Source organism: Streptomyces sp. NPDC127098 (assembly GCF_042722465.1).
GTDB classification, from domain to species: Bacteria; Actinomycetota; Actinomycetes; order Streptomycetales; family Streptomycetaceae; genus Streptomyces; species Streptomyces millisiae.
Map to the genome: position 1 here is coordinate 114734 of NZ_JBHXFJ010000002.1, position 23993 is coordinate 138726.

Sequence of the window (23993 nt, forward strand, 5' to 3'; positions counted from 1 at the left end):
GGTCAGCGTCGCCCGGTGTCGTCCCCGGGGTGTGTCTCGGGGCGCGGGGGCTTCCGGTGGCCGCCGGGCTCCTTGGCGCGCCCCTGGATCATGCCGGCGATGTCGGGGTGGTGGTGGTCGAAGGCGGGCGACTCGGAGCGGATCCTGGGCAGGGCGTGGAAGTTGTGCCGGGGCGGCGGGCAGGAGGTGGCCCATTCCAGGGAGCGGCCGTACCCCCAGGGGTCGTCGCCCGTGACGCGGGTGCCGTGCCGCGCGGTGTGCCACACGTTGTAGAGGAACGGCAGCGTGGACAGGCCGAGCAGGAAGGCGCCGACGGTGGAGATGGTGTTGAGCGTGGTGTAGCCGTCGGCCGCCAGGTAGTCGGCGTAGCGGCGCGGCATGCCTTGGGCGCCCAGCCAGTGGTGGACCAGGAAGGTGCCGTGGAAGCCGACGAACAGCGTCCAGAAGTGGATCTTCCCGAGCCGTTCGTCCAGCATCCTGCCGGTCCACTTGGGCCACCAGAAGTGGAAGCCGGCGAACATCGCGAAGACGACGGTGCCGAAGACCACGTAGTGGAAGTGGCCGACGACGAAGTAGGTGTCGGTGACGTGGAAGTCGAGGGGCGGGGCGGCGAGGATGACGCCGGTGAGGCCGCCGAAGAGGAAGGTGACGAGGAAGCCGACGGCCCACAGCATCGGCGTCTCGAAGGACAGCGAGCCGTGCCACATGGTGCCGATCCAGTTGAAGAACTTGACGCCGGTGGGCACGGCGATGAGGAACGACAGGCCGGAGAAGAACGGCAGCAGCACGGCGCCGGTGGCGAACATGTGGTGGGCCCACACGGTCATCGACAGAGCGGTGATGGCGATGGTGGCGCCGATCAGGCCGAGGTAGCCGAAGATCGGTTTGCGGCTGAAGACCGGGATGACCTCGGTGACGATGCCGAAGAACGGCAGCGCGATGATGTACACCTCGGGGTGGCCGAAGAACCAGAAGAGGTGCTGCCACAGCAGCGCGCCGCCGTTCGCCGGGTCGAAGACGTGGGCGCCGAAGACCCGGTCGGCGGCGAGGCAGAACAGGGCGCCGGCGAGCACCGGGAAGGCGAGCAGCACCATCACGCTGGTCAGCAGGATGTTCCAGGTGAAGATGGGCATGCGGAAGAGGGTCATGCCGGGGGCGCGCATGCAGGCGATGGTGGTGACGAAGTTGACCGCGCCCATGATCGTGCCGAAGCCGGAGAACGCGAGCCCCATGATCCACATGTCGGGTCCCACGCCCGGCGAGTGGGTCCTGTCGGTCAGCGGCGCGTAGGCGAACCAGCCGAAGGCGGCGGCGCCCTGCGGGGTGAGCAGCGAGCCGGCCACCAGGAGTCCGCCGAAGAGGTACATCCAGTAGGCGAGCGCGTTGAGGCGGGGGAAGGCGACGTCGGGGGCGCCGAGCTGGAGCGGCATGATCCAGTTCGCGAACCCGGCGAAGAGCGGGGTGGCGAAGAGCAGCATCATGATCGTGCCGTGCATGGTGAACGCCTGGTTGTACTGCTCGGCGGTCACGAGTTGGAGTCCCGGTCTGGCGAGTTCGGCCCGCATCACCATGGCGAGGGCGCCGGCGAGCAGGAAGAAGAGGAAGGACGTGACCAGGTAGAGGGTTCCGATCCGCTTGTGGTCGGTGGTGGTCAGCCAGGCGACGACGATCCGCCCCGGGCTCCTGCGGTGCGGGGCGGGTGCCGCGTCCCTGGTGTCCGTCAGCGTCGCCATGGGCGTCCTCCCGGTCACGGTGCGTGTGCGTTGGGTGCGCGGCTTGTTCTACTGCCGGGCGGGGACGGCCCTCCGTTTTGACTCTTTAGTGGGCGATTCATGCCGAGATGTGCGCGACCGCAAATGCGGGCAGACTGGTGGAGAAGGTCTCTTCCGTGGCGAGCACAGAGCGGAATCGTTCGCCCAACCTCTCCGGGGAGAGCACACATGAACTCACCCGCACAGCCCCGAAAACGCCGTCGCCACCCGCACGACGACGCGCCAGACACCAGCAGGGAGTTCGCACGCATCGCGGAGTTGCCGCCGTGCCCCGAGCGGGACGAGCTGTGCGACGAGGTGGTGCGGGCCTGGATCCCCATGGCCGACCGGCTCGCGCGCACGTTCCGTGACCGCGGCGAGGCGCTGGAGGACCTGGAGCAGGTCGCCGCGCTCGGCCTGGTGAAGGCCGTCCACCGCTACGACCCGAGCCGGGGCCGGCCCTTCGAGAGCTACGCGGTGCCGACCATCGTCGGCGAGGTGAAGCGGCACTTCCGCGACCACCTCTGGAGCCTGCATGTGCCGCGGCGTACCCAGGAGTTGCGCAACCAGGTGCGGGCCGCGACCCGGCAGCTCAGCTACCGGCTCGACGACCGGGGGCCGAGTGTGGCGCAGATCGCCGAGCACAGCGGCCTGACCGAGGAGGAGGTCAGGACCGGCATGCAGGCGTTGGAGAGCTACAGCACGCTGTCGTTGAACGCGGAACTACCCGGCTCGGACGGCGACTACTCGCTGCTCGACACGCTGGGCGAGCCGGAGCCGGGCTTCGACCGGGTGGTCGACCGGGAGTCCGTGCGGGACCCGCTGCGGGCCCTGCCGGAGCGCGAGCGGCACATCCTCTACCTGCGGTACTTCCACGGCATGACCCAGAGCCACATAGCGCACCGGCTCGGCATCTCGCAGATGCACGTGTCCCGGCTGCTCAGCCGTGCCTGCGAGCGGATCAGGGCGGAGGTCGAGGGCACCGACGGGGAGCCCGAGCGGGAGCCCGGCGCCGCGGCCGACGCCGGTGCCCGCTGCCGATAGCGGCGGCGGGCGCCGGCCCGGTCCCGGACCGCCTCAGCGGTGCCGGGACCCGACACGTCCGCGCAGCACGCGGGGCAGCACGCCCCACAGCGCGAGGCAGAGCAGGAAGGCCCCGCTGCCGGCCACGATGCCGGCTGTCCTGCCCAGCACCACGTCGACCACGAGCAGCAGGGCACCCGTGAACGACAGGGCGAGCATCACGAGGCCCGCCGCGGCCAGCCGGGACGACACCACCACGATCAGCCGCTTGGCGCCGCGCTGGAACAGCACGCGGTGCAGCGCGGCGGGCGCCGTGAACAGGGCGGTCGCGCTGAGCGCGAACACCAGCGTGGTCACGTAGGTCGCGCGGGCGAAGTCGTCCAGCTCGGCGAAGCGCTGGGTGAAGGCCAGGGTGAGCAGGAAGGCGAAGAGGATCTGCACCCCCGTCTGCGTCACCCGGAGTTCCTGCAGCAGCTCCGTGAAGTTGCGGTCGGCCCGCTCCATCGGGGTCTCGTGCCTGGCGTGCGCGCTTGGCATGCGGTCATCCTGCACCGCGGCCCACCACCTGTTCACGCAGGCGCGAGCAGGTGCGGTCCAGCAGCCGGGAGACGTGCATCTGGGAGACGCCGACCCGCTCGGCTATCCCGCTCTGCGTCATGCCCCGGAAGAAGCGCAGGTAGAGGATGTACCGCTCGCGCTCGGGCAGCTCGCGCAGCCGGCAGCGCACGGACTCCCGGTCGACCACCCGGTCGAAGCCGCTCTCGTGCCGGCCCAGGGTGTCCACCAGCGCCGGGCCCTCCTCGGTGCCGGCGATCTCGGCGTCGAGCGAGAGCACCGTGAAGGAGTCCATGGCCTCCAGGCCGGTGCGGACCTCGTCGGGGGTCAGCCTGGCCCGCTCGGCGATCTCCTCGACCGTGGGCTCCCGGCCGCCCGGTCCCTGGCCCAGCTCGCGGCGGGCGACGCGGACCCGGTTGCGCAGTTCCTGCACCCGGCGCGGCACGTGCACGCCCCAGAGGTGGTCGCGGAAGTGCCGCTTCACCTCGCCCACGATGGTGGGGACGGCGTAGCTCTCGAAAGCGCAGCCGCGGTCCGGGTCGTAGCGGTGGACGGCCTTCACCAGGCCGAGGTGGGCGACCTGCACCAGGTCCTCCAGCGACTCGCCGCGGTCGCGGTAGCGGCGGGCGAGCCGGGTCGCCATCGGCATCCAGGCGCGGACGATCTCGTCGCGCAGCCGGTCGTGTCGCGGCCCGGCCGGCAGCACCGCGAGCCTGCGGAAGGCGGCGGCGGTGTCCGGGGCGTCGTGGTGGGGATGGGCTCGGCGCGCGGTTCCGGCACGTGCGCGGGTGACGGGCATGGTCGCAGCTCCCCTCATCTTCGTCGATTTGTCGACGCGGGGGCCCTGGCCTGACCGCCGGATGCCATGGTCCCCGCTCACGTGCCTGCGGTCAGCGGCACGAGGTTTCGCGTGCCCGACGCGCCGGAGGACAAACGAGGAGAACGGCGCATCTCCTCGAATCTTGCAAAAGGACACGATTGCGTGGGAGTTGCCGAGCCGGTGCGCTCAACCGGCGCCGGTGGAGCCCCTGCCGGTCGGCACGACCACCACGTCGCGGCCGGCGGCCCTGAACTCCTCGACGACCGACGGCGGGGCACCGTCGTCGGTGACCAGGGTCCAGTCGGTCTCCAGCCGGGCCCAGGCGCGGAACGGCCGGTGGTTGAGCTTGGCGGCGTGCACCAGCACGTAGACCCGGCGGGAGCGGCGGGCCATCAGCTCCTTGAGCCGGGTCTGCTCCAGTTCGGCCTCGCACAGACCGCCGTCGCTGGTGACACCGTCGGCGCCGAGGAAGGCGACGTCGAAGCTCATCCGCTCCAGCGCGGCCTCGGCCAGCGGCCCGACGAAGGCGTCGCTGAGGGCCCGCAGCCGGCCGCCCAGGCAGAGCGTGGTGACGTCGTCGCGGTGCTGTACGTGGTGGAGCACCGGCAGGCTGGCGGTGGTGACGGTCAGCGCCGCGCCGGCGGGCAGGGCACGGGCCAGCAGGGCGACCGTGGTGCCGGCGTCGAGCAGCAGCGACTGCCCGGTCTCGACACGGTCGGCGGCCCAACGGGCGATGGCCCGCTTGGGCTCGAACGCCTCGCTGTCGCGCTGGTCGAGCGACGCCTCGCCACGGTGCGGGACGGCGATCGCGCCGCCGTAGGTGCGGGCAAGACGGCCGCTCGCGCTGAGCTGGGTCAGATCGCGGCGGATGGTGGAGGCCGTGACGCCGAAGCGGGCGGCCAGCTCCTCCACGCTCGCCAGCCCGGCGTCCGTCGCCAGGCTGATGATCTGTTCCCGCCGCTCGCGGGACCTGAGCGTGCCGCGGCTGCCTGGGGTCGCCATCGAACCGACCGTCCTCGCTCTCTCTCGGCTCTCTCTCGGCTCTCTCTCGGCTCTCGGCCGCGTGAGCCCGTGCTGGGCGCGTGGCCCGAACTCTAGCCAGCGGCGCGCGAAACGCGCCAGCTCCACTGCGCGCTCGACGCAGCGGCACACCTTTCTCACGCGCCACCCCTGTACGCCGGCGCGGAACGCGGGCAGGTTGCTTGGTGTCCCGCGACGAGGCGGGCACGAAGCTGGGAGGTGGCGCCATGACAACCGGCGACAGCGGTTCCAAGGCCAGGACGGACGTACAGCAGGCCCTGCTGGGCCACGCGACCTATCGGAGCCTCGGCGAGCAGCGGCTCTCGCCGGCCGAGGAGCGGTTCGAGCGGGCCAGGAGAACCACGGGGCTCTGGCTTGCCCCGCTGGTCGCGCTGGTGTTCCTGGCGCTGCCGCTCGACATGGCGCCGAGCCAGCAGACCCTGGCCGGGATCCTGCTCGGCGTGGTGGTGCTGTGGGTCACCGAGCCGGTGCCGATACCCGTGGGCGGGCTGATCGGCGTCGGCTGCGTCGTGCTGCTCGGCGTGGTGCCGTCGGACGAGGCGCTGGCGCCGTTCGGTTCGTCCACCGTCTTCACGTTCATCGGGGCGTTCATCCTGGCCCAGGCCATGCTCAAGCACGGCCTCGCGCGGCGGTTCGCGTTCCGGATCCTGGCACTGCCCGGCGTCGGCAGGTCCACGGTGGGCGTGATCGTCGCCTTCGGCGCGATCACCTGCGTGCTGTCGGCCTTCGTGTCCAACACGGCGACCGTGGCGATGCTGATGCCCACGGCGCTCGGCATCCTGACGGTGATCGCGAAGCTGCTGCAGGACCGGGGCCTGGTCGAGCCTGACTTCGACCCGACCCGGCTGCGGGTGGGCGCGGCGCTGGTGCTGATGCTGGCGTACGGCGCGAGCGTGGGCGGGCTGCTGACGCCGGTGGGCTCGCCGCCGAACCTCATCGGTCGCGGGCTGATCGAGGAGGCCACCGGGGAGCGGATCTCCTTCGCCCAGTGGATGGCGACGGCGCTGCCGATCTGCGCGCTGATGTTCGTGGTCCTCGCGGTGGTACTGCTGCTCGTCAACCGCCCTGAGATCCGTCGGATCGAGGGCATCGAGGAGTACGTGGCGGAGCAGCGGGCGGCGTTGGGGCGGCTGTCCAGGGCTGAGTGGAACACCCTGATCGCCTTCGGGATCACGGTGGTGCTGTGGGTGACGCCGGGCGTGGTGGCGCTGGTCGCCGGCACCGACTCGTCGGTGTACGAGACGGTCAGCGGCCGGCTGAACGAGGGGATCGTGGCGGTGCTCGGCGCGTCGCTGCTGTTCCTGCTGCCGACGAACTTCGCGCGCCGGGAGGCGACGCTCAACTGGAGCGACGCGGCGCGGATCGACTGGGGCACCGTCCTGCTGTTCGGCACCGGCATCATCTTCGGCTCGCTGCTGGAGTCCACGGGCCTGGCCCTGACCATCGGCACGGAGGCCAACGACGCGCTGGGGTTGAGCAGTTCGTTCTGGATCACCGCCTTCGCGGTGGCCCTGGCGATCCTGGTGTCCGAGACCACCAGCAACACGGCGTCGGCCGCGGTGGTGGTGCCGATCGTGCTGCCGATCGCGATGGCGGCGGACGTCGACCCGTTCGTGCCGGCGCTCGCGGCGACGTTCGCGGCGTCGTTCGGCTTCATGCTGCCGGTCTCCACGCCGCAGAACGCGATCGCCTACGGCTCTGGCGTGGTGCCGATCACCACCATGATCCGCTCCGGCTTCTGCTTCGACGTGCTGGGCGCGGTGGTGATCATCCTGGGCCTGCCGCTGATGGTGGAGCTGACCGGCATCGGTTAGGCGATCGGCACCGGCTCGGCCTGCTGGCCGCCGCAGGACTCCCTGACGATCAGGGTGGGCCACAACTGGACGCGGTGCACCGGGCGTTCGCCGGTGTCGGCGAAGCGGGCCAGGGCCAGCTCCGCGGCCAGCGCGCCGAGCCGGTGCTTCTGCGGGCGCACGGCGGTGAGCGGCGGGTCGGAGGCGGCGGCGACCTCGTCGTCGTAGGAGACGACGGCCAGTTCCTCCGGCACCCGGAGACCCGAGTCGCGGGCGCGCTCCACCATGCCGATCGCCTCCCGGTCGGAGTGCACGAGCAGCGCCCGCACCCCGCGCTCCCGGCAGCGGGCCAGCACCTCGTCGTAGGCGTCGACCCAGCCGGGGGTGCCGTAGGTGGGCACGTCGACGTCCAGGTGGCCGTGGGGCGGCAGGTCGAGGGAGGCGGTGGTCTCGCGCCATCCGGCCCGCAGCGCGCGGCTGGTGGGGCTGGAGCGCGAGGTGATCAGGGCGATCAGCCGGTGTCCGAGGGTGACCAGGTGCCGCACGGCGAGCCCGGCGCCCAGCGCGTGCGCGGTGGTGGCGGCGTCGAGCGCCAGGGTGGGCAGGGCGGGCGGCGGCAGCCGCTCCACCAGCACCACCGGGATGGGCAGGGAGCCGAGCCAGCGCAGCAGTTCCAGGCCGGCGGCGCCGGCGATGGTCGGCGCGACCAGCAGCGTCTGGATGCCGCGGTCCAGCAGGGCGGTCACCTGGCGGCGGTCGTCGGTCGGGTCGTAGCTGGAGGCGCGCATCACCAGGCGGCCGCCCTCGGCGGAGACGGCGGCCTGGGCGCCCTGGATCACCTCGGGCCAGTAGTACTCGGCGGAGGGCACGACCATGCCGACGAAGACCGCCGGCGGCCCACCCCGGTTCGGCTCGCCGAGGCCGCGGTAGGGCAGGGTGATGCCGCCGTGCACGCGGCGGACCAGGCCGCGGTCGGCGAGCGCGGTGACGTCGCGCCGCACGGTCACGGCCGAGACGCCGAGCCGCCGCACGAGCTCTGACAGGCGCACGGTACCCGCGCGCCGGACGGCGGCCAGGATGTGCTCCTGCCGCTCCCAGGCAAGACCGCCGGGCCCCGGCGTACCGTCGCCCGCCTCCATCTCCACCTTCGCTTCTGATCGATTCTGATCGATTCGGTTCTGGATGATTGACCTCGAACTATCGCACAGGTTGAAGTGTCCGGCACCACTCCCAAGGGGCGGAGTGACGTCTGGCGGGGACCGTCGGGCGGGATCGTCGGAGGGATGGAGTAATGACGCTTCACACCGGCTGGTCGCGACGCGCGCTGCTGCGCGCCTCGGCCGGCGCCGCGGCGCTCGCCGCGGGCGGTACCGCCCTGGCGGGCTGTTCGTCGCGGACGACGGCCTCGGGGGCCACCCGCGTCACCATCTGGTCCTGGCTGACCGGCATGGACCAGTACGTGGCCGCGTTCAACGCCGCCCAGCGGGACGTGCACGTCGAGCTCAACGTCATCGCCGGCGGCCTCTCCGGCGGCTACGCGCAGCAGACCAACGCGATCCGCGCGCACAACGCCCCGGACATCCTGCACGTCGAGTACCAGGGCCTGATCCAGGTCCTGGCCACCGGCGGACTGCGCGAGATCACCGACGACGTCGCCGACCTGGGCGACGGCTACTCCCCCGCCGCATGGCGCGCGGTGCGGCCCGACGGCCGCACCTGGGCCGTGCCGATGGACCTCGCCCCGATGGCCTTCTACTACCGCAAGGACCTCTTCGACGAGCACGGCATCGCGGTGCCGCGCACCTGGGACGAGTTCGCCGTCGCCGCCGAGGCCGTCAGGGCGGCCGACCCGGCCGCCAGGATCACCACCTTCCCGCTCAACGACGGCTCCTTCTTCGCCGGCATGTGCTGGGGCGCCGGCGACCCGTGGTGGCGGATCGAGGGCGACACCTGGCTGGTCGACGTCGCCAGCGAGGGCACCCTGCGCACCGCCGCCTACTGGCAGGACCTGATAGCCGCCGACCTGGTCGGCTTCGGCGGAACCGGCACCCAGGACTGGATCGCCGGCATGCACGAGGGCCGGCTCTGGGGGCTGCTCGGCGCGGCCTGGAGCGTCGGCACGCTCAAGCGGTCCATACCCGACGACACCGGGCGTTGGGCCGTGGCCACCATGCCGACCTGGGGCGGCGAGCCGGCCAACGGGATGCAGGGCGGCAGCGCGTTCGGCGTCTCCGAGGAGAGCCCGGTCCCGGAGGCGGCCCTCACCTTCCTGCGCTGGCTGTGCACCGGCGAGGACTACCCGCGCATCGGCGCCACCTTCACCTCGCCGTTCCCCGCCTACCAGCCCATCAGGAACGTCGCCCGCGAGGTGGTCTCCAACGACTTCTTCGTCGGCGACGACGTCTACGACGTGCTCGACGAGGCCTCGGCCCGGGTCCCGGACTGGACGTGGGGGCCCAACGCGCTCGGCCTGTTCTCCACCGTCGCCGACGCCCTCGGCCGGGTGAGCACCGGCGGCACCACCATCCCCGACGCGGTCCGCGAGGTGCAGGCCGCCGCCGTCTCCAGCATGCGCGGGCGGGGCCTGTCCGTCCGCGAGGGGAGCCCCGCATGACCGTCGTCACGCCCGCCCGCGCACCCGAGTCCACCGGCGGCTCCCCCGCGCCCGGCGCGCCGCGCCGCCGGCGCACCTCGCCCGCCACCCTGCTGCTGGTGGCCCCCTTCGCGCTGCTGCTCACCGGCACCGTGCTGGTGCCGGTCGGCTACGCGCTCTACCTCAGCCTGTTCACCGAGCGCCTCTCCGGGCTCGGCTTCGACGGGCCGCACGACGTCTTCGTCTGGCTGGAGAACTACGGGGACGTGCTCGGCGACGCCGCCTTCCACGACAGCATCGCCAACGTCGCGCTCTACGCGCTGATCCATGTGCCGCTGATGCTCGGCGGCGCGCTGCTGCTCGCCCTGCTGCTCGACGCCGCCACCGTCCGGCTCCGCCAGGTCTGGTCGCTCGCCGTCTTCCTGCCCTACGCCGTCCCCGGCGTGATCGCGGGCCTGGTCTGGGCCTACCTCTACAGCCCCAACATCGGCCCGCTCAACGACCTGCTGCCCTGGGACCCGCTGGGCAGCGACGGCGTGCTGCCCTCCATCGTCAACATGGCCACCTGGCAGTGGATGGGCTACAACATGATCATCTTCTACACCGCGCTGCGCACCGTGCCCCGCGAGGTGCTGGAGGCCGCCCGGGTGGACGGCGCGGGCGCCGTCCGCACCGCGCTCGGCATCAAGGTCCCGATGATCAGGCCCACCATGTTCGTCGCCCTGGTCTTCACCGTCATCGGCTCGCTCCAGCTCTTCACCGAGCCGCTGGTGCTGCGCAACTTCACCCCCTCGGTCACCAGCACCTGGACCCCCAGCCTCTACGTCTACGAGGCCGCCTTCATCAGCAACGACTACGGCCGGGCCGCCGCCGCCTCGTTGCTGCTCGCGGTCGCCTCGGCCCTGCTCTCGGCGCTGGTGATGCGCCTGTCCGCCCGGAGGACCCGATGAGAACGTCGTCTTCGTCGCGCTGGATGTCCCGGGGCGCGGTGCACGCCCTGCTGCTGATCGCGGCCCTCTACAGCGTGCTGCCGCTGGTCTGGCTGGTCACCTCGGCCACCAAGTCGGTGGGCGACTTCTCCACCACCGGCGCCTTCGAGCTCGGCGACTGGAACCTGTGGACCAACCTGGGCGACCTGTTCGCCGAGGAGGACGGCGTCTTCCTCGACTGGGCCCGCAACTCCCTGCTCTACGCCGGCCTCGGCTCCCTGCTGGGCGCGCTGATCTGCGCCGCCTGCGGATACGCCATCGCCAAGCTCGACTTCCCGGGCCGCCGCGCCCTGTTCGCCGTCACCCTCGCCGGGGTGCTGGTGCCCACCACCGCGCTCGCCCTGCCGCTCTACCTGATGGCCTCGGAACTGCGCGTGGTCAACACCTTCTGGGCGGTGTTCATCCCGCTGCTCACCAACCCCTTCGGCGTCTACCTGGCCCGCGCCTACGCCGAGGCCGCGGTGCCCGACGAGGTGCTGGAGGCCGCCAGGATGGACGGCTCGAGCGAGCTGCGCACCTTCTTCACCATCGCGCTGCCCATGATGCGGCCCGGCGTGGTGACCATCCTGCTGTTCCAGTTCGTGGGCATCTGGAACAACTTCTTCCTGCCCCTCGTCATGCTGACGGATCCCAAGCTGTTCCCGATGACCCTCGGCCTCTTCCAGTGGAGCGCGCGCGTGACCCAGTTCCCGCAGTACACCCCCCTCGTCGTCACCGGATCGCTGCTCGCCGTCGTCCCCCTGGTGGTGGCGTTCGTCGTGCTGCAACGCCAGTGGCGTTCAGGCCTTGCCGCGGGGAGCGTGCGGTGACGCTGCCGGAGCGGCCCCGCCGCCCTGACACGCTGCTGGTGATGGACGCCGGCTGGCTCGGCACCCTGTTCGGCGAGGCCGAGCTGGCCAGGCTGGGCGAGCTCGCCACCCTCGGGGAGCCGCTGGCCGCCCACGAGTTGAGCTCCCCGGCCGCGCGCCGCCGGCTCGCGACCGCCGAGGTGCTGCTCACCTCGTGGGGCTGCCCACGGCTCGACCCGGAGGTGCTGGCCGCCGCGCCCCGGCTGCGGGCCGTGCTGCACGCGGCCGGCACGGTGCGGCCGCACGTCACGGACGCCGTGTTCGACCGCGGCATCCTGGTCACCACCGCCGCCGAGGCCAACGCCGAGCCGGTCGCCCAGTACACGCTGGCCGCGGTGCTGTGGGCGTTCAAGAAGGTGCCGTTCCTGGCCGCCGAGGCACGCCGGTTCCGCACCGACTGGAGCTACCGCGACACCCACGGCGAGCTGAGCGGCCGGGACCGCACGGTGGTGCTGGTCGGCTTCTCCCGGGTCGGCCGCCGGGTCACCGAGCTGCTGGTGCGGCTCGGCGTGGCCCGGGTGCTGGTCGTCGACCCGGTCGCGGAACCGGCCGCCATCCGCGCGGCCGGCGCCGAACCCGCCACCCTGGCCGACGCGTTGCCCAGGGCCGACGTGCTCAGCCTGCACGCGCCCGCGCTGCCGGAGACCCGTCACCTCATCGGCGCCGCCGAACTCGCCGCGCTGCCGCCCGAGTCGGTGCTGATCAACACCGCACGGGGCGCGCTCGTCGACACCGCCGCGCTCGAACGCGCCTGCTCCGCAGGCGCGTTGCACGCCATCCTGGACGTCACCGAGCCCGAGCCGTTGCCCGACGCCTCGCCGCTCTACGACCTGCCCAACGTGGTGCTCACCCCGCACATCGCCGGCTCGCTCGGCTCCGAGACCCGCCGGATGACGGCCGCCGCCCTCGACGAACTCGACCGCTACGCACGGGGGTTGTCGCCGCTCGACCCGGTCACCAGGGAGTCGCTGGCGGTGCAGGCATGACCGGGTTTCCCGATCTCCCGCCGGAGGACAGGGCGCGCTCCCCGCACACCGGCTGGGCCAGGGCGCACTGGGCCGCGCACGCCGACCGGATGCTGGCGGCCCTCGACCCGTACCGCTCCCCAGGGCTCGCCCGGGTCGACCTGCCGGGCCCGGCCAGCCGCTACGGCCCGGACTCGGACGGTCTCGAGGGCTTCGCCCGCTCCTTCCTGCTGGCCGGCTTCCGGATCGCAGGCGAACACGGCGCCGGCCAGGCCGCGTTGATCGAGCGGTACGCGGCCGGCCTGGCCGCGGGCACCGACCCGCACCACCCCGAGCGCTGGCCGCGCCCCGACCGGCTCGGCCAGGCCAAGGTCGAGGCGGCCTCCATCGCGCTGATCCTCCAACTCACCCGCCCCTGGCTGTGGGACGCGCTGGACGACGGGGTGCGCGAGCGCACGGTGGACTGGCTGGCCACCGTCGTCGGCCAGCCCTACCCGCCCATCAACTGGGTGTGGTTCCGGATCGTCGTGGAGTCCTTCGTGCGCGAGGCCGGCGGCCCCTGGTCGACCGCCGACATCGAGGAGGACCTGGCCGTCCACGCCACCCTGCGCCGCCCCGGCGGCTGGCTCTCGGACGGCGCCGACGAACGCGCCTACGACCACTACACCGGCTGGGCGCTGCACCTCTACCCGCTGCTGTGGACCGAACTCTTCGACGTCACCGGCAGCCTGTGCCCGCCGGAGCTGCGCGACCGCTGGGCGGCCGACCTCGGCCACTACCTGCGGGACGCCGTCCGGCTGCTCGGCGCCGACGGCTCGCCGCTGCTCCAGGGCCGCAGCCTGATCTACCGGTTCGCGGCCGCCGCCCCGTTCTGGACCGCGGCGCTGACCGGCGTGGACGCCCTGCCACCCGGACAGCTACGGCGCGCGGCGAGCGGCGTCCTGCGGCACTTCGCCGACCACGGCGCGCCGGACGGGCGCGGACTGCTGACCATCGGCTGGCACCACGCGTGGCCGGCGATGCGGCAGGCGTACTCGGGCCCGGGATCGCCCTACTGGGCGGCCAAGGGCATGCTCGGCCTCGCCCTGCCCGCCGACCATCCGGTGTGGACGGCACGGGAGGAACCACTGCCGATCGAGACCGGCGACCAGTCCCGGCTGATCGTGGCCCCCGGCTGGCTCGCCTCGGCCCGCCGGGACAGCGGCATCGCGCTCGTCCTCAACCACGGCACCGACCACGCCGCGCCGGGCGCGACGACGGCCGACGCCCCGCTCTATGCCAGACTCGGCTACTCCACGGCCACCGCGCCGCCGCTGGTCGGGCCGGCCGCCGCCCAGCCGCTGGACAACGCGGTGGTGCTCCTCGACCACGCCGGCCGCGCCACCCACCGGGCCGGCTTCGTCACGCACTACGCGCGCCAACTCCCCGGCGGAGTGCTGGCCGCCGCCTCCGGCGGCCGGGTCCACTGGGTGGACGCCAGCGCCGACGAAAGTCCCGACCACGGCTCGGGCCGCGCCGGCGAGGTGGTCGCAGGCCCGGTGCTGACGGTCGCCTCGGTGCTCCGCGACGGCGTCGAGGTACGGCTCGCCCGCGTCGCGGGCGAGGGCGGAGCCCTCCGCCTCCGCCTGGGCGGCTGGCCGGTGACGGCCGACGAGCCGCCCGACGCGACGGCCGGGCAGGCCGTCGGCGGCGGCCTGCGCTCCACGGTGCGCGGCCTGCGTGGCCTCGACCGGTCGGGCGTCACGTCGTTGACGGACGTGACGCCGCTCGGCCGCCACACCGCCGTACCGTGGCTGGCCACCGCCGGCCCGCCGGCCCCCGGCGAGGTGCTCGCCGCCCTGGTGGTCCTGGACCGCCCGGGCGCTCGCCCTCCCTCCGCCCCCGAGATCGCGGTCGGCCCCGACGACACGGTGACGCTGCGCTGGCCCGACGGCCTGCTGAGCGAGGTGCCCCTGCCGGAATGACGAGCTGAGGCGGCAGCGTTCCGAAGGACGACCAGCGCTGGGGCTAGGGCTCCATGCCGACCAGTTCCGCGCTGCGCTCCCACAGGGCCTCACAGCGGTCAGGGGAGAGCGTGTGGTCGGGGGTGGTGGCCTCCTTGCGGTCCACGAAGAAGCGTCCGTTCACGCAGTCCAGGCCGGGAGCGGTCGCCACCCACACGGGGTTGTCCGCCCCCTGGTCGGGCATCTTTTTGAAGGGGTTGAGCGCCACCATCGTGGCCAGCGCCTTCTCCAGTCCGCGCGCGTCGCGGGACAGGCCGGTCTGGGCAATGATCCCGGGGTGGGCCCCGTTGACGGTGATGCCGGTGTCCGTCAGCCGACGTGCCAGGCTGTAGACGAACATCGTGTTCATGTTCTTGGTGCGTGCGTAGGCGGCGAAGGGCCTCAGGCTGGGGAAGCGACTGAGTGCGCGGGCGTCCCGCGCGTCGAGATCGTCCAGGTCCACCGGGAAGGTCTTCAGCACGGTGGGATTGGCACCGACCACCACGAACCGGGCGGGGCCCTTCTTGAGAGACGCGGCGAGGGTGCGCATCAGCACATAGGGCGCCAGGTGGTTGGTGGCCAGGGTGAGCTGGATGCCCTCCTCGGTGCGCGCACGGATGTCGGCCGAGACCGCGGCGTTGTTGATGACCACGCTGGGGGATGTGCTGACGGCGAGCCGGTCGGCCAGTGCCCGGACGTCCCGGAGCAGGGACAGGTCCGCGCGCTCCAGGCGCAGTTCGGCGCCGGGGACCGCCGAGCGGATTCGGTCGGCGGCCTGCCGCAGTGTCGTGTCGCTGCGGCCGACCATGACCACGCTCATCCCCTGGGCGGCGAGCCGGCGGACGATGGCCTCCCCGATGCCACGGGTCCCGCCGGTGACTATCGCCTGCTTGCCCTCGTGTATCTGCGGCTCCCCGTCTTCGGGCATATCGGCCATGTGTCTCCGTACCTTTCGTCGTGGGTTGGTTCCGGTCATTCGTGAGTTCGGGGCACCGAGGGGTGTCGGGTGTGGCTGTCATGTGGTCGCCGCGTTCATGGCTCGAGGAGATTGGGCGCCTGGCACCCCGCGACGACTCGACCGCTGACTGGGATGCGCGAGCTGTCCCGCCGGCGGATCTCGTGGCGTGACTCCGGGGCAGCCCTGCACCGGAGGGCGCAAAACCCCGGAGACGGTGGAGGCTGCGGCTACTTCATGTGGGTGGCGAACCAGTCCAGCATTTCCCTGGGCTCACGCTGGAAGTGCAGGTAGCCGTCCCAGCGGGCGGTGGTTCCGTGGACCCAGACGAGTTTCTTGTCCTCGATCGGGATGTTGTCGAACATCGCCTGGACATCGTCGGGGCGCGTCATCAGGTCGTCGTGGACCTGGTAGAGGAAGGTGGGGATGGTGACGCTCTTGGCCGCCTCGACCGGTGACATCTCGGAGAAGGGGAAGCTGACGATCCGGCGGACCTTTTCCTCCAGCTCGGCGATGCGCTCGGGCATTCCCAGCATCTCCAGAGTGCGCTGCATGGTGACGCCGACCGACAGCGGCTGCGGGGAAACGACGCAGCGCACGCCTTCGAAGTGCTCGGGGTACATCTGCATGGCGAACATGGTCGCGTTCGAGCCCTGGCAACGGCTGAACAGGCCGACGGTCATGTCCTTGAGGTCTTCGCGGGCGCGCACGTACTGCAGAGAGCCGACGACGTCGCGGGCTTCGAAGCGGCCGCCGCTGCCGATGCCGCCGTTGCCGGTTCCGCTGTGGCCGAGGTTGCGCATGTCGTAGGTGAGGACGTTGTATCCGGCCTCGTGCAGGATGCGGTAGTCGGGCACGAAGTCGACCTCGAAGTCGTTGCCGGTGCTCGCGCCGATCGACTTCCACGGCTCCAGGTGGGCGGGAAAGCCGTAGCGGTTGAACCACAGGGGGTGGTTGGCGATGATCAGCTTGTCCGATCCATCACGGGGGATGTACCAGGCTTCCAGCGGCACGCCGTCCATGGAGGGGAAGGACACATCCTGATAGGCCAGGCCGTAGTCGCCCGGGGTCTTGAGGATCGGCGAGCGCATGGGGTGGCCGAAGCCTTGCGCGATGCCGTCCAGGATGCGCTGGATCTCCTCTTCGCCAGGAGCCCGTTCCTGGTGGATGGTGCTCATGCGGGAATCTCCTTCATGTCGGGTCCGCGGGTCGAGGGGACCTGCCGGTTGGGTGGCCCGTCGCCCTGGAGAGCACGCCCCCTCAGGAGGGGGCGCCGTCTGCGGCGGGGCTGGCCACGGACAGCTGGGCCAGCCATTCGCGCAGCAGCGTGGTTTCCGAGGCGCGTAGCGTGCCGACGGGGCCATGCGGCATCTCCGCTTCCAGTCGCGCGGCGGCTCGCGCGAGCCGCGGCGTCACCGAAGCCGCCCCGGGGGCGACCGGCGGGCTGATGACGGCCGCGGTGACGGCATCACGCACGAGGGCTGACAGGTGGTCGCCGGCTGCCGCGCGGGTGCGGATCAGATGCAAGGTGACCCCTACCGCGGCCGAGGCCACCAGATCCGCGGCCGTCCCGATCGGCATGCGCAGCCGTCCGGCTCGCTCCAGGTCGCCCATCATCGCCACGAGTGCGGCGTAGGCGCGATCCGCCGGAGTCGTACCGCCGTCCATCGGGCGGCCGTACATGATGGTGTAGAGCGCCGGGTTGGTCACCCCGAACTCCACGTGCAGGTCCCAGCCGCGAAGAAAGTCCCCGACCGGATCCCCGGTCGTCACCAGGGCCTGCTTGCGGGTCAGGTAGCGGCTGAACCTGTCCGCCGCCACCTCTCGCAGCAGTCCGTCCTTGTCGCCGAAGTGGTGGTACAGGGTCGGCGCTGTGACGCCGGCCGCGTCGCACACCTCGCGGGTCGAGAACTCCCCACTGGCCGATGCCGCCAGAAGATCGGCGGCCGCGTCGATGATCAGCGCGCGGGTTCGTTGGGCAGGTGAAGCTTCCCTCATGTAGCAACGATAGATCAGCTCTCACAGAAAGGGCAACGGAAGTTAGCGTCGCTACACATAGGCTCGGGGCCCGCGGCCAGCCTCGATGGATGCTGGGCGGGGGCCTCCCAGTACGGCATCGTCTCGTACAGACGTTGTCCCAACAGGTGGCCGCATCAGCAGCCCTCCTCGGTAACGGGTTCGACGGCACGACCGCCGGGGACGTAGGACTCATCGCGGCTCGCGGGATCCGCCCCGATCCGATGCGGTTCGGCCTCAGGCGGCGGTGCGCCACGTCAGATAGTCGCGGCGGCGCCGGGCGCGGACGAGCCGTTCGAGGAGGAGGGCGACGGCCGGAGGGTAGGGCGTCTTCGACGGCTTGCCCGCACCGAGACGGGCGAGCTGCCGCGACGTGACGGCCTGGACGGCCGCCGCTGCCAGCATCTTGTTCCGGAACCGGGTGCGGGGCGGGCGGACCCGCGCGTCACCGCCGGCAAGCCACTGCCCCGGCAGCGTGGGGTCGATCGCCAGCGCCGTGGCCATGCCCGCCATGGCGACTCCGGAGTCGATCACCTGTTGGGCGACCGCGCGTCGGCGTATCCCTCCGGTCAGCAGAAGCGGCAGCGGCGAGGTGGCGACGAGTCGCTCGGCGAGTTCGAGGAAGTACGCCTCGCGTGCGAGGGTGCGGCCGTCCGCGGGGAAGCCAGCCGTGGCCAGGCTCTCGATGCTGCCGCCGGACAGCTCGACCAGGTCAGCCCCCACATCGGCGAGCAGCTTGATCACGTCACGTGCGTCGTCGGTGTCGAATCCACCGCGCTGGAAGTCCGCCGAGTTCAGTTTCACCGCCACCGCGAAACCCCTGCCGACGCGCTCGCGGACCGCGCCCACGACATCGAGCAGCAGGCGGGCGCGGTTGCGCAGGCTGCCGCCCCAGCGGTCGTCGCGCCGGTTCACCAGGGGGGAGAGGAACTGGGAGAGGAGGTAGCCGTGGGCGGCGTGGATCTCGACTTCGTCGAAGCCGGCCTGCTGAGCCCGCCGCGCGGTCACGGCGAAGCGTTCCACCGTCTCGTCGATCTCCTGGGCGGTCATCGGCCGGGGTGTCGGGTACATGCCGGAGAGGCCGCCGACGTCGATCGGCACCGCGGAGGGAGCCCAGGTGGTGTCGGCGAGGTCCTTGGGGATGACGCGCCCGGGATGGTTGATCTGCATCCAGATCCGTCCGCCCGCCGATCTCCCGGCCGCCGCCCAGTGCTGGAACGGCTCCAGCGGCGTGTCCCGTTCCAGGACGACGTCGCCGGGCTGGGCGACCGCTCCGCGGTCGATCATGACGTGTCCGGTGATCAGGAGCCCGGCACCTCCCGCGGCCCAACGGCGGTAGAGCGTGCGGAGTTCGTCACCCGGCAGCTGCCCCGGCGCGGCGAGCAGCTCCTCCATCGCGGCCTTCGCGATCCTGTTGGGCAGCGGAGCTGCCATTACCCAGGTGCAGCGGCTCGTTCAACGTGGCCATCTCTTCTCCCATGCCGTCGGTTCTGCGCGGCCTTGGCGGGGGCTGTCGGTTCCGTTGACCTGACGCCTGTTCCGGCGTCACGAGGCGGCGGGATCGAGGTCGCTCACGTCGTCGAACCCGGCCCTCCGGTTGAGGTTGCAAGATACTTCGAGCCTCGAACGAAAGAACACTTCGAGGCTCGAAGTAAAAAGGTTAGGGTCAGGCCATGACGCGAAGCACCCTCGAGGCAGTGGTGGTGGCGAACCACGAGATCTTCATGCGGACCGGCGACCGGATCGAGAGCGTCCTGGCCCAACACGGCCTGACCCACGCAACCGCTCACGCACTCTGGGCGATCGACCCGGCCGAGGCCCCGCCCTCGATGAAGGAGTTGGCCGGCCGCCTGTACTGCAACGCGCCCAACCTCAGCTTCGTCATGAACCAACTCACCGCTCGGGGACTCGTCGAACGTTCCGCCGACCCCGCCGACCGCCGCTCACGCGTCGTAGCACTGACGGAGGACGGCCGACGGGTACGGTCCGCGGTGATCGAGGCAACACTGGCCCTGAGCCCCTTCGCCCGACTGGACACCGACGACCTGCTCAACCTGGCGAGCCTCCTGGCGAAGGCGCTCGAACCGACGGCAGATCCGGCCTAAGAGGCCGATGGGCTGACCACGGCTCCGGACGCGCCGGGAAGGTGACGTGGGGCCCGGTGCGCGGCCTGCGGGGGCTCGACCGCGCGGGCGTCGAGCCCCTGGCCGACGTCACCATCCGCGTACCCGGCACCGGCCCCGGGCGACGGCACCGACGCCCAGGCGGCACGGCGGCAGTTGCGGTCAGGCGCGCGCCAGCGGGGGGCTCGCCGCGGAGGCGTGGACCGTCGGTGTCGGGATGCCCAGGTTGTCCCGGAGCGTGTGGCCCTCGTACTCGGCGCGCAGCGAGCCGCGTTCCTGGAGGAGCGGCACCACCTTGTCGACGAACTCGTCGAGGCCGCTCGGCACCAGGTGGGAGCCGAGGATGAAGCCGTCGGAGCCGTCCTGCTGCACGAACGCGTCGATGCGGTCGGCCACCTGGGTCGGGGTGCCGACGAACTCGGTCCTACCGAAGACGTGGATGGCCAGCTCGCGCAGCGAGTAGCCGCGCGCGGCGGCGAGTTCGCGCCACTCGGCGACGGTGGCGAACGGGTCCTGGTGCAGGACGGCCCGGCCCTGGATCACGCGGGGACCGGCCGGGTCCGGGTCGATGTCGGGCAGCGGTCCTTCCGGGTCGTAGCCGGACAGGTCGCGGTTCCACACGGACTCCAGCAGGATCTGGGCGGTCTGTCCCGTGACCTGCCGGCGGGCGATGTCCCGGTGCCGTTCGACGGCCTCGGCCTCCGTGTCGCCGAGCACGAAGGACGCCGAGGGGAGCACCTTCACGGAGCCCGGCGGCCGACCGAGGCGGGTGGCCCTGGCCTGGATGTCGCGGTAGAACGGCTGGGCCTCGGCCAGCGTCCGGTAGGGGGAGAAGATCGCGTCGGCGCCGCCGGCGGCGAAGTCGCGTCCCTGGGGCGAGACGCCGGCCTGCAGGATCACCGGGTGGCCCTGCGGGCTGCGCGGGGTGGTGAACCGGCCCTGGATGTCGAACTGTTGGCCGGAGAAAGCGAAGGAGCCGGCGTCCGGATGGCGCAGGAAGCTGCCGCCGTCCCGGTCGGCGGCAATCGCGTCGGCCGGCCAGGAGTCCCACAGGCGGCGGACGGCGGCCAGGAACTCCCCGGCGCGCTCGTAGCGTTGCTCGCGGGCCAGGAAGCCGCCGCGCCGGAAGTTGCGGCCGGTGAACGCGTCGAAGGAGGTGACGACGTTCCAGCCGGCCCGGCCGCCCGACAGATGGTCCAGCGAGGCGAGTTGGCGGGCCAGCTCGTACGGCTCGTTGAACGTGGCGTTGAGGGTGCCGACCAGACCCAGGTGTTCGGTGACGGCGGCGAGCGCGGCCAGCATCGGGAGGGTGTCGGGGCGGCCGACGATGTCCTGGTCGAAGATCCGGCCCTGGCGCTCGCGCAGCGCCAGGCCCTCGGCGAGGAAGAAGAAGTCGAACCGGCCGCGTTCGGCGGTCTGGGCGACGTGCCGGAAGGTGGAGAACGCGATCTGGCTGCCGGCCGCCGGGTCCGACCAGAGGGTGTGGTGGTTGACGCCGCCGACATAGGCGCCGAGTATGACCTGCTTCCGGGGCTTCGCTGGGGTGCTCACGGGGTTCTCCGTTCTAGGAGCGGGCGGCGGCGTAGCGGTTGGCGGGGCGGCAGAGGCCGAGCAGACCGCGCAGGGTGTCCGCCTCGTAGGCGGTGCGGAAGGCGCCGCGGCGTTGCAGTTCGGGCACCAACGCGTCGACGACGGTGCCCAGGTCGTCGGGGAGCGTGGCGGGGCGCAGCCGGAAGCCGGTGAGCCCGGCCTCGTGCAACTCCAGGAGGCGGTCGGCGAGTTGGGCTGCGGTGCCGGTGAGGATCGGGGCGTCGCTGGTGAACTCGGCGCCGGCCAGACCGTCGAGCCTGGCCCTGCGGTCCTCGGCCGCGGCCTGGGTGGCACCGAGGAGCACCACCAGGTCGCCGAAGACGTGCACGGTCTCCTCGTCACGCCCGGCGGCCTGCCGCGCGGCGCGGATCTCACCGACGACGGCGCGGGCGTGGTCGGCGTCCCGTGGGGTGACGTAGACGACGTCGGCGGACCTGGCACCGAACCGGTAGGGCACGGAGGCGTGGCCGAGCGCGGTGACCAGCGGCTGCCCCTGCGGCGGGCGGGGCACGATGGAGGGGCCGCGCACGCTGAACCAGCGGCCGACGAAGTCGACGTAGTGCAGCTTGTCGCGGTCGACGAACCGTTCGGTGGCGGCGTCGCGGATCTCGGCGTCGTCCTCCCAACTGTCCCACAGCCGCCGCACCACGGTGACGAAGTCCTCGGCCTCGGCGAACGCGTCGGCGAAGGCCTCGGCGATCTCGTCCGGCGACGGGAGGCCGTCGGGCCCTGGCTCGGGGAGCGGCGGGACCTGGCGCCGGCCGAAGTGCGGGTTCTCCAGCGGCTTCGAGAGCTGCGCGCGCCAGCCGGCCCTGCCCTCGCTGACGAAGTCGAGGGTGGCGATCGCCTTGGAGACGTGGAAGGGCTCGGTGTGGGTGGTGGTGGCGGTCGGCACAAGACCGAGGTGGCGGGTCAGCGGCGCCACGCGGGAGGCGATGAGGACGGCGTCGAGCCGGCCGCGCACCTGGTCGACGCGGTCGTCGTGCCGGTTGAAGCCGGTGGACTGGAGGGCCAGCGCGTCCTCGAAGGTGACGAAGTCGAGCAGCCCCGACTCGGCCGTGGCGACCAGGTCGGCCCAGTAGCGGGCGGTGAGCAGCTCCTCGGGGCGGGCCGTCGGCTCGCGCCAGGCGGCGGGGTGCCAGCCGGCGCCGTCCAGGGCGACGGCCAGGTGCAGGTGGCGTGCGGTGGTCATGGCGAGGTCTCGCTTCCTGGTCGGGAGGGGAACGCGAGTGCGGAAACGCGGGAAGAGGGCCGGCGGGCAGGCCGGGAGGCCGCCGGGCACGGCGGTGGGGAACGGGTGCGGCGGGCTCAGCTACAGAGGGAGCTGGCGGAGCGACGCAGATCGATGGGGAGGCGCCGGACGAGCGACGCCGTCGCCGGAGTGGGCCCGTGCATGGCGTGCCTCCTCACCCGGAACGCGGCGCGCCCGGCGGGGCTCGCCGAGCGTCGTGACGTCGAAGCTAACAAGGGCACTTCGGGCTTGTCCATCCCGCCCGGGCCGGCCGGACCGATCCGCACACCGAAGCCGAAATCAAGAAAATCAAGATCACTGCGTTGACCGATTAAGAAAATCAAGATACAAATGAATTATGGGCTCGTCGCCGAGAGCAAGGGGGCCAGGGTGGACTGGCAGGAGCTGACGGATCTGACGCGTGGGCAGCCGTTCGTGGTCGAGCGAGTCCGGCTCGTCGGCAGTGGCGTCGCGGTCGAGGGGGAGTTCGAGCCACCGCAGTTGGCTCAACTCAGCGCCGACGACCAGGTGTTCGTCGCCGCGTTCGTGCGGTCGCACGGTTCGATCAAGGAGATGGAGCGGATCTTCGGGGTGAGCTATCCGACGGTCAAGTCCCGGCTGAAGCGGATCGCCGAGCAGCTCGACTTCGTGGACACGGACCCGGCGCCCACCGGCGCCGCCGATGTCGTCGACCGCCTGCGGCGGGGGGAGATCAGCGCCCGGGAGGCGCTGGCCGAGTTGGAGGGCCCCCGGTGATCCCGTACCTGGTGACGGTGCGCCGTCGCCGGCCCGACGGGCGCTGGCGGCGGCTTCATGTCCCCGTTCCGCCGGTGCTGTTGGTGCTGTCACCGCTGCTGTTGCTCGCCGTGCTGGGCGGGTTGGTCGCCTGTCTCGTCTTCCGGATCAGCCCGGTGGGCGCGCTAGGCGGCGCCGGGCGGTTGTTGTGGGCGCTGCCCGGCACGCGGGTCGAGTTCGAGCAGGGCCGAACGGCCCTGCTGGTGTGCGTCAGATGAGTCGGAGAGCAGGAGTGGACAGTGAATGAGCAGCGCCGCCAGATCCTCGAGATGCTGGCCGAGGGCAAGATCACCGCGGACGAGGCCGAGCGGCTGATCGACGCGGTCGAGCGCGAGCAGCCGGAGTCGTCACCGCGAGCCGCGTCCCGCTCGAAAGCCCGACCCAAGTACCTGCGCGTGGTGGTGAACGCGGCGGACGACTCGGGCGGCGACGGGTCGAGCCGGATCAACGTCCGGGTCCCACTACAACTGCTGCGCGCCGGGGTCCGGCTGACGAGCCTCGTCCCTCCGCAGGCGCTCAGCAAGGCCAACGCGGAGTTGCACAAGGCGGGGGTGCCGATCGACCTCACCGAGCTCAAGCCGCAGCACCTCGAGGATCTCGTCGACCAGCTCGACGAGCTCACCGTCGACGTCGACGACCCCGACACCACGGTGCGGGTCTTCTGCGAGTGACACCGCCTCGGCGGCCGACGCCCGCCGGAACGGCGGCGTCTCGCCAGGGCCGGCGGCATGACATCGACGCGGGCCCCGGGTGGCGCACGGCACGCCCCCCGCATCCGGGCGCCCGAACCCGCACGCGCCGTCGACGCGCGTCACGCGCACGTCGTACGGGGCCAAGACCGTGCTCGACGGCATCGATCCGCGCATCCCGGCCGGGTCCGTGTTCGCCCTGCTCGGACCGAACGGCGCCGGCCCGTGCCAGGC

At 72.1% G+C, this 23993-nt stretch carries 22 protein-coding genes and 1 pseudogene; 12 read left to right on the forward strand and 11 right to left on the reverse strand.

Annotation, left to right across the window (positions count from 1 at the left end):
- Positions 1–2 precede the first annotated feature (2 nt).
- On the reverse strand, positions 3–1733 hold the full coding sequence (ctaD, locus tag ACFWI8_RS02000) for a cytochrome c oxidase subunit I (RefSeq protein WP_387084509.1): 1731 nt from the start codon (positions 1731–1733) through the stop codon (positions 3–5).
- Positions 1734–1940: 207 nt separating this feature from the next.
- On the opposite strand from ctaD, the gene ACFWI8_RS02005 reads away from it, so the two are divergent.
- Positions 1941–2795 carry a SigB/SigF/SigG family RNA polymerase sigma factor gene (locus ACFWI8_RS02005; protein WP_387084511.1) on the forward strand — a complete coding sequence of 285 codons (855 nt, stop codon included), beginning with the start codon at positions 1941–1943 and terminating at the stop codon, positions 2793–2795.
- Positions 2796–2828: 33 nt separating this feature from the next.
- On the opposite strand, the gene ACFWI8_RS02010 is transcribed toward ACFWI8_RS02005, so the two are convergent.
- From ACFWI8_RS02010 to ACFWI8_RS02020, 3 genes are all read right to left on the reverse strand, one after another.
- On the reverse strand, positions 2829–3311 hold the full coding sequence (locus ACFWI8_RS02010) for a DUF6328 family protein (protein WP_387084513.1): 483 nt from the start codon (positions 3309–3311) through the stop codon (positions 2829–2831).
- Positions 3312–3315: 4 nt separating this feature from the next.
- Positions 3316–4128, reverse strand: coding sequence for a SigB/SigF/SigG family RNA polymerase sigma factor (locus tag ACFWI8_RS02015; protein WP_387084515.1), 813 nt, complete (start codon positions 4126–4128; stop codon positions 3316–3318).
- Between the two features lie 207 nt (positions 4129–4335).
- A complete protein-coding gene (locus ACFWI8_RS02020) occupies positions 4336–5151 on the reverse strand; it encodes a DeoR/GlpR family DNA-binding transcription regulator (protein ID WP_387084517.1) in 816 nt (271 codons plus the stop codon).
- A 245-nt stretch (positions 5152–5396) separates the two neighbouring features.
- Here ACFWI8_RS02020 and ACFWI8_RS02025 point away from each other — a divergent pair, with 245 nt between their 5' ends.
- Positions 5397–7004, forward strand: a complete 1608-nt coding sequence (locus ACFWI8_RS02025; protein WP_387084519.1) for an SLC13 family permease — start codon at positions 5397–5399, stop codon at positions 7002–7004.
- Here the strand turns inward: ACFWI8_RS02025 and ACFWI8_RS02030 are convergent.
- Positions 7001–8122, reverse strand: coding sequence for a substrate-binding domain-containing protein (locus tag ACFWI8_RS02030; protein ID WP_387084521.1), 1122 nt, complete (start codon positions 8120–8122; stop codon positions 7001–7003). The two genes, ACFWI8_RS02025 and ACFWI8_RS02030, sit on opposite strands and share 4 nt — an antisense overlap.
- A 152-nt stretch (positions 8123–8274) precedes the next feature.
- On the opposite strand from ACFWI8_RS02030, the gene ACFWI8_RS02035 reads away from it, so the two are divergent.
- The 5 genes from ACFWI8_RS02035 to ACFWI8_RS02055 are packed head-to-tail and all read left to right on the forward strand — an operon-like array spanning position 8275 to position 14342.
- Positions 8275–9597: an ABC transporter substrate-binding protein gene (locus ACFWI8_RS02035; RefSeq protein WP_387084523.1), complete on the forward strand. Its 1323-nt coding sequence runs from the start codon at positions 8275–8277 to the stop codon at positions 9595–9597.
- Complete coding sequence (locus ACFWI8_RS02040; protein WP_387084525.1) at positions 9594–10526, forward strand: carbohydrate ABC transporter permease; 933 nt, start codon at positions 9594–9596, stop codon at positions 10524–10526. The genes ACFWI8_RS02035 and ACFWI8_RS02040 overlap by 4 nt, the downstream gene beginning before the upstream one ends.
- Entirely contained in the window at positions 10523–11374 is an 852-nt protein-coding gene (locus tag ACFWI8_RS02045; protein ID WP_387084527.1) for a carbohydrate ABC transporter permease, read from the forward strand. Before ACFWI8_RS02040 ends, ACFWI8_RS02045 begins: the two co-directional genes overlap by 4 nt.
- A 41-nt stretch (positions 11375–11415) precedes the next feature.
- Positions 11416–12399 carry a hydroxyacid dehydrogenase gene (locus ACFWI8_RS02050; RefSeq protein ID WP_387084790.1) on the forward strand — a complete coding sequence of 328 codons (984 nt, stop codon included), beginning with the start codon at positions 11416–11418 and terminating at the stop codon, positions 12397–12399.
- Positions 12396–14342, forward strand: coding sequence for a DUF2264 domain-containing protein (locus ACFWI8_RS02055; protein WP_387084529.1), 1947 nt, complete (start codon positions 12396–12398; stop codon positions 14340–14342). The genes ACFWI8_RS02050 and ACFWI8_RS02055 overlap by 4 nt, the downstream gene beginning before the upstream one ends.
- Positions 14343–14385: 43 nt before the next feature.
- On the opposite strand, the gene ACFWI8_RS02060 is transcribed toward ACFWI8_RS02055, so the two are convergent.
- From ACFWI8_RS02060 to ACFWI8_RS02075, 4 genes are all read right to left on the reverse strand, one after another.
- Complete coding sequence (locus tag ACFWI8_RS02060) at positions 14386–15297, reverse strand: SDR family NAD(P)-dependent oxidoreductase (RefSeq protein ID WP_387084531.1); 912 nt, start codon at positions 15295–15297, stop codon at positions 14386–14388.
- A 248-nt stretch (positions 15298–15545) separates the two neighbouring features.
- Positions 15546–16493 carry an alpha/beta hydrolase family protein gene (locus tag ACFWI8_RS02065; RefSeq protein ID WP_387084533.1) on the reverse strand — a complete coding sequence of 316 codons (948 nt, stop codon included), beginning with the start codon at positions 16491–16493 and terminating at the stop codon, positions 15546–15548.
- A gap of 82 nt (positions 16494–16575) precedes the next feature.
- The gene (locus ACFWI8_RS02070) at positions 16576–17313 is read right to left on the reverse strand and encodes a TetR/AcrR family transcriptional regulator (protein ID WP_387084535.1); all 738 of its coding nucleotides are present in this window, start codon (positions 17311–17313) and stop codon (positions 16576–16578) included.
- Positions 17314–17568: 255 nt separating this feature from the next.
- Entirely contained in the window at positions 17569–18765 is a 1197-nt protein-coding gene (locus tag ACFWI8_RS02075; protein WP_387084537.1) for an NADH:flavin oxidoreductase/NADH oxidase family protein, read from the reverse strand.
- A gap of 239 nt (positions 18766–19004) precedes the next feature.
- Here ACFWI8_RS02075 and ACFWI8_RS02080 point away from each other — a divergent pair, with 239 nt between their 5' ends.
- The gene (locus ACFWI8_RS02080) at positions 19005–19436 is read left to right on the forward strand and encodes a MarR family winged helix-turn-helix transcriptional regulator (protein WP_387084539.1); all 432 of its coding nucleotides are present in this window, start codon (positions 19005–19007) and stop codon (positions 19434–19436) included.
- Between the two features lie 180 nt (positions 19437–19616).
- On the opposite strand, the gene ACFWI8_RS02085 is transcribed toward ACFWI8_RS02080, so the two are convergent.
- On the reverse strand, positions 19617–21005 hold the full coding sequence (locus ACFWI8_RS02085) for an NtaA/DmoA family FMN-dependent monooxygenase (protein WP_387084541.1): 1389 nt from the start codon (positions 21003–21005) through the stop codon (positions 19617–19619).
- A 13-nt stretch (positions 21006–21018) separates the two neighbouring features.
- Positions 21019–22236: an LLM class flavin-dependent oxidoreductase gene (locus ACFWI8_RS02090; protein WP_387084543.1), complete on the reverse strand. Its 1218-nt coding sequence runs from the start codon at positions 22234–22236 to the stop codon at positions 21019–21021.
- Between the two features lie 390 nt (positions 22237–22626).
- Here ACFWI8_RS02090 and ACFWI8_RS02095 point away from each other — a divergent pair, with 390 nt between their 5' ends.
- The 4 genes and pseudogenes from ACFWI8_RS02095 to ACFWI8_RS02110 all read left to right on the forward strand — a co-directional run.
- The gene (locus ACFWI8_RS02095) at positions 22627–23031 is read left to right on the forward strand and encodes a DUF2089 domain-containing protein (protein ID WP_387084545.1); all 405 of its coding nucleotides are present in this window, start codon (positions 22627–22629) and stop codon (positions 23029–23031) included.
- On the forward strand, positions 23028–23288 hold the full coding sequence (locus tag ACFWI8_RS02100) for a hypothetical protein (RefSeq protein ID WP_387084547.1): 261 nt from the start codon (positions 23028–23030) through the stop codon (positions 23286–23288). Before ACFWI8_RS02095 ends, ACFWI8_RS02100 begins: the two co-directional genes overlap by 4 nt.
- A gap of 21 nt (positions 23289–23309) precedes the next feature.
- Positions 23310–23741, forward strand: a complete 432-nt coding sequence (locus ACFWI8_RS02105; protein ID WP_387084549.1) for a hypothetical protein — start codon at positions 23310–23312, stop codon at positions 23739–23741.
- A gap of 79 nt (positions 23742–23820) precedes the next feature.
- Positions 23821–23982, forward strand: a pseudogene (locus ACFWI8_RS02110) (ABC transporter); the annotation flags it as partial.
- Positions 23983–23993 lie beyond the last annotated feature (11 nt).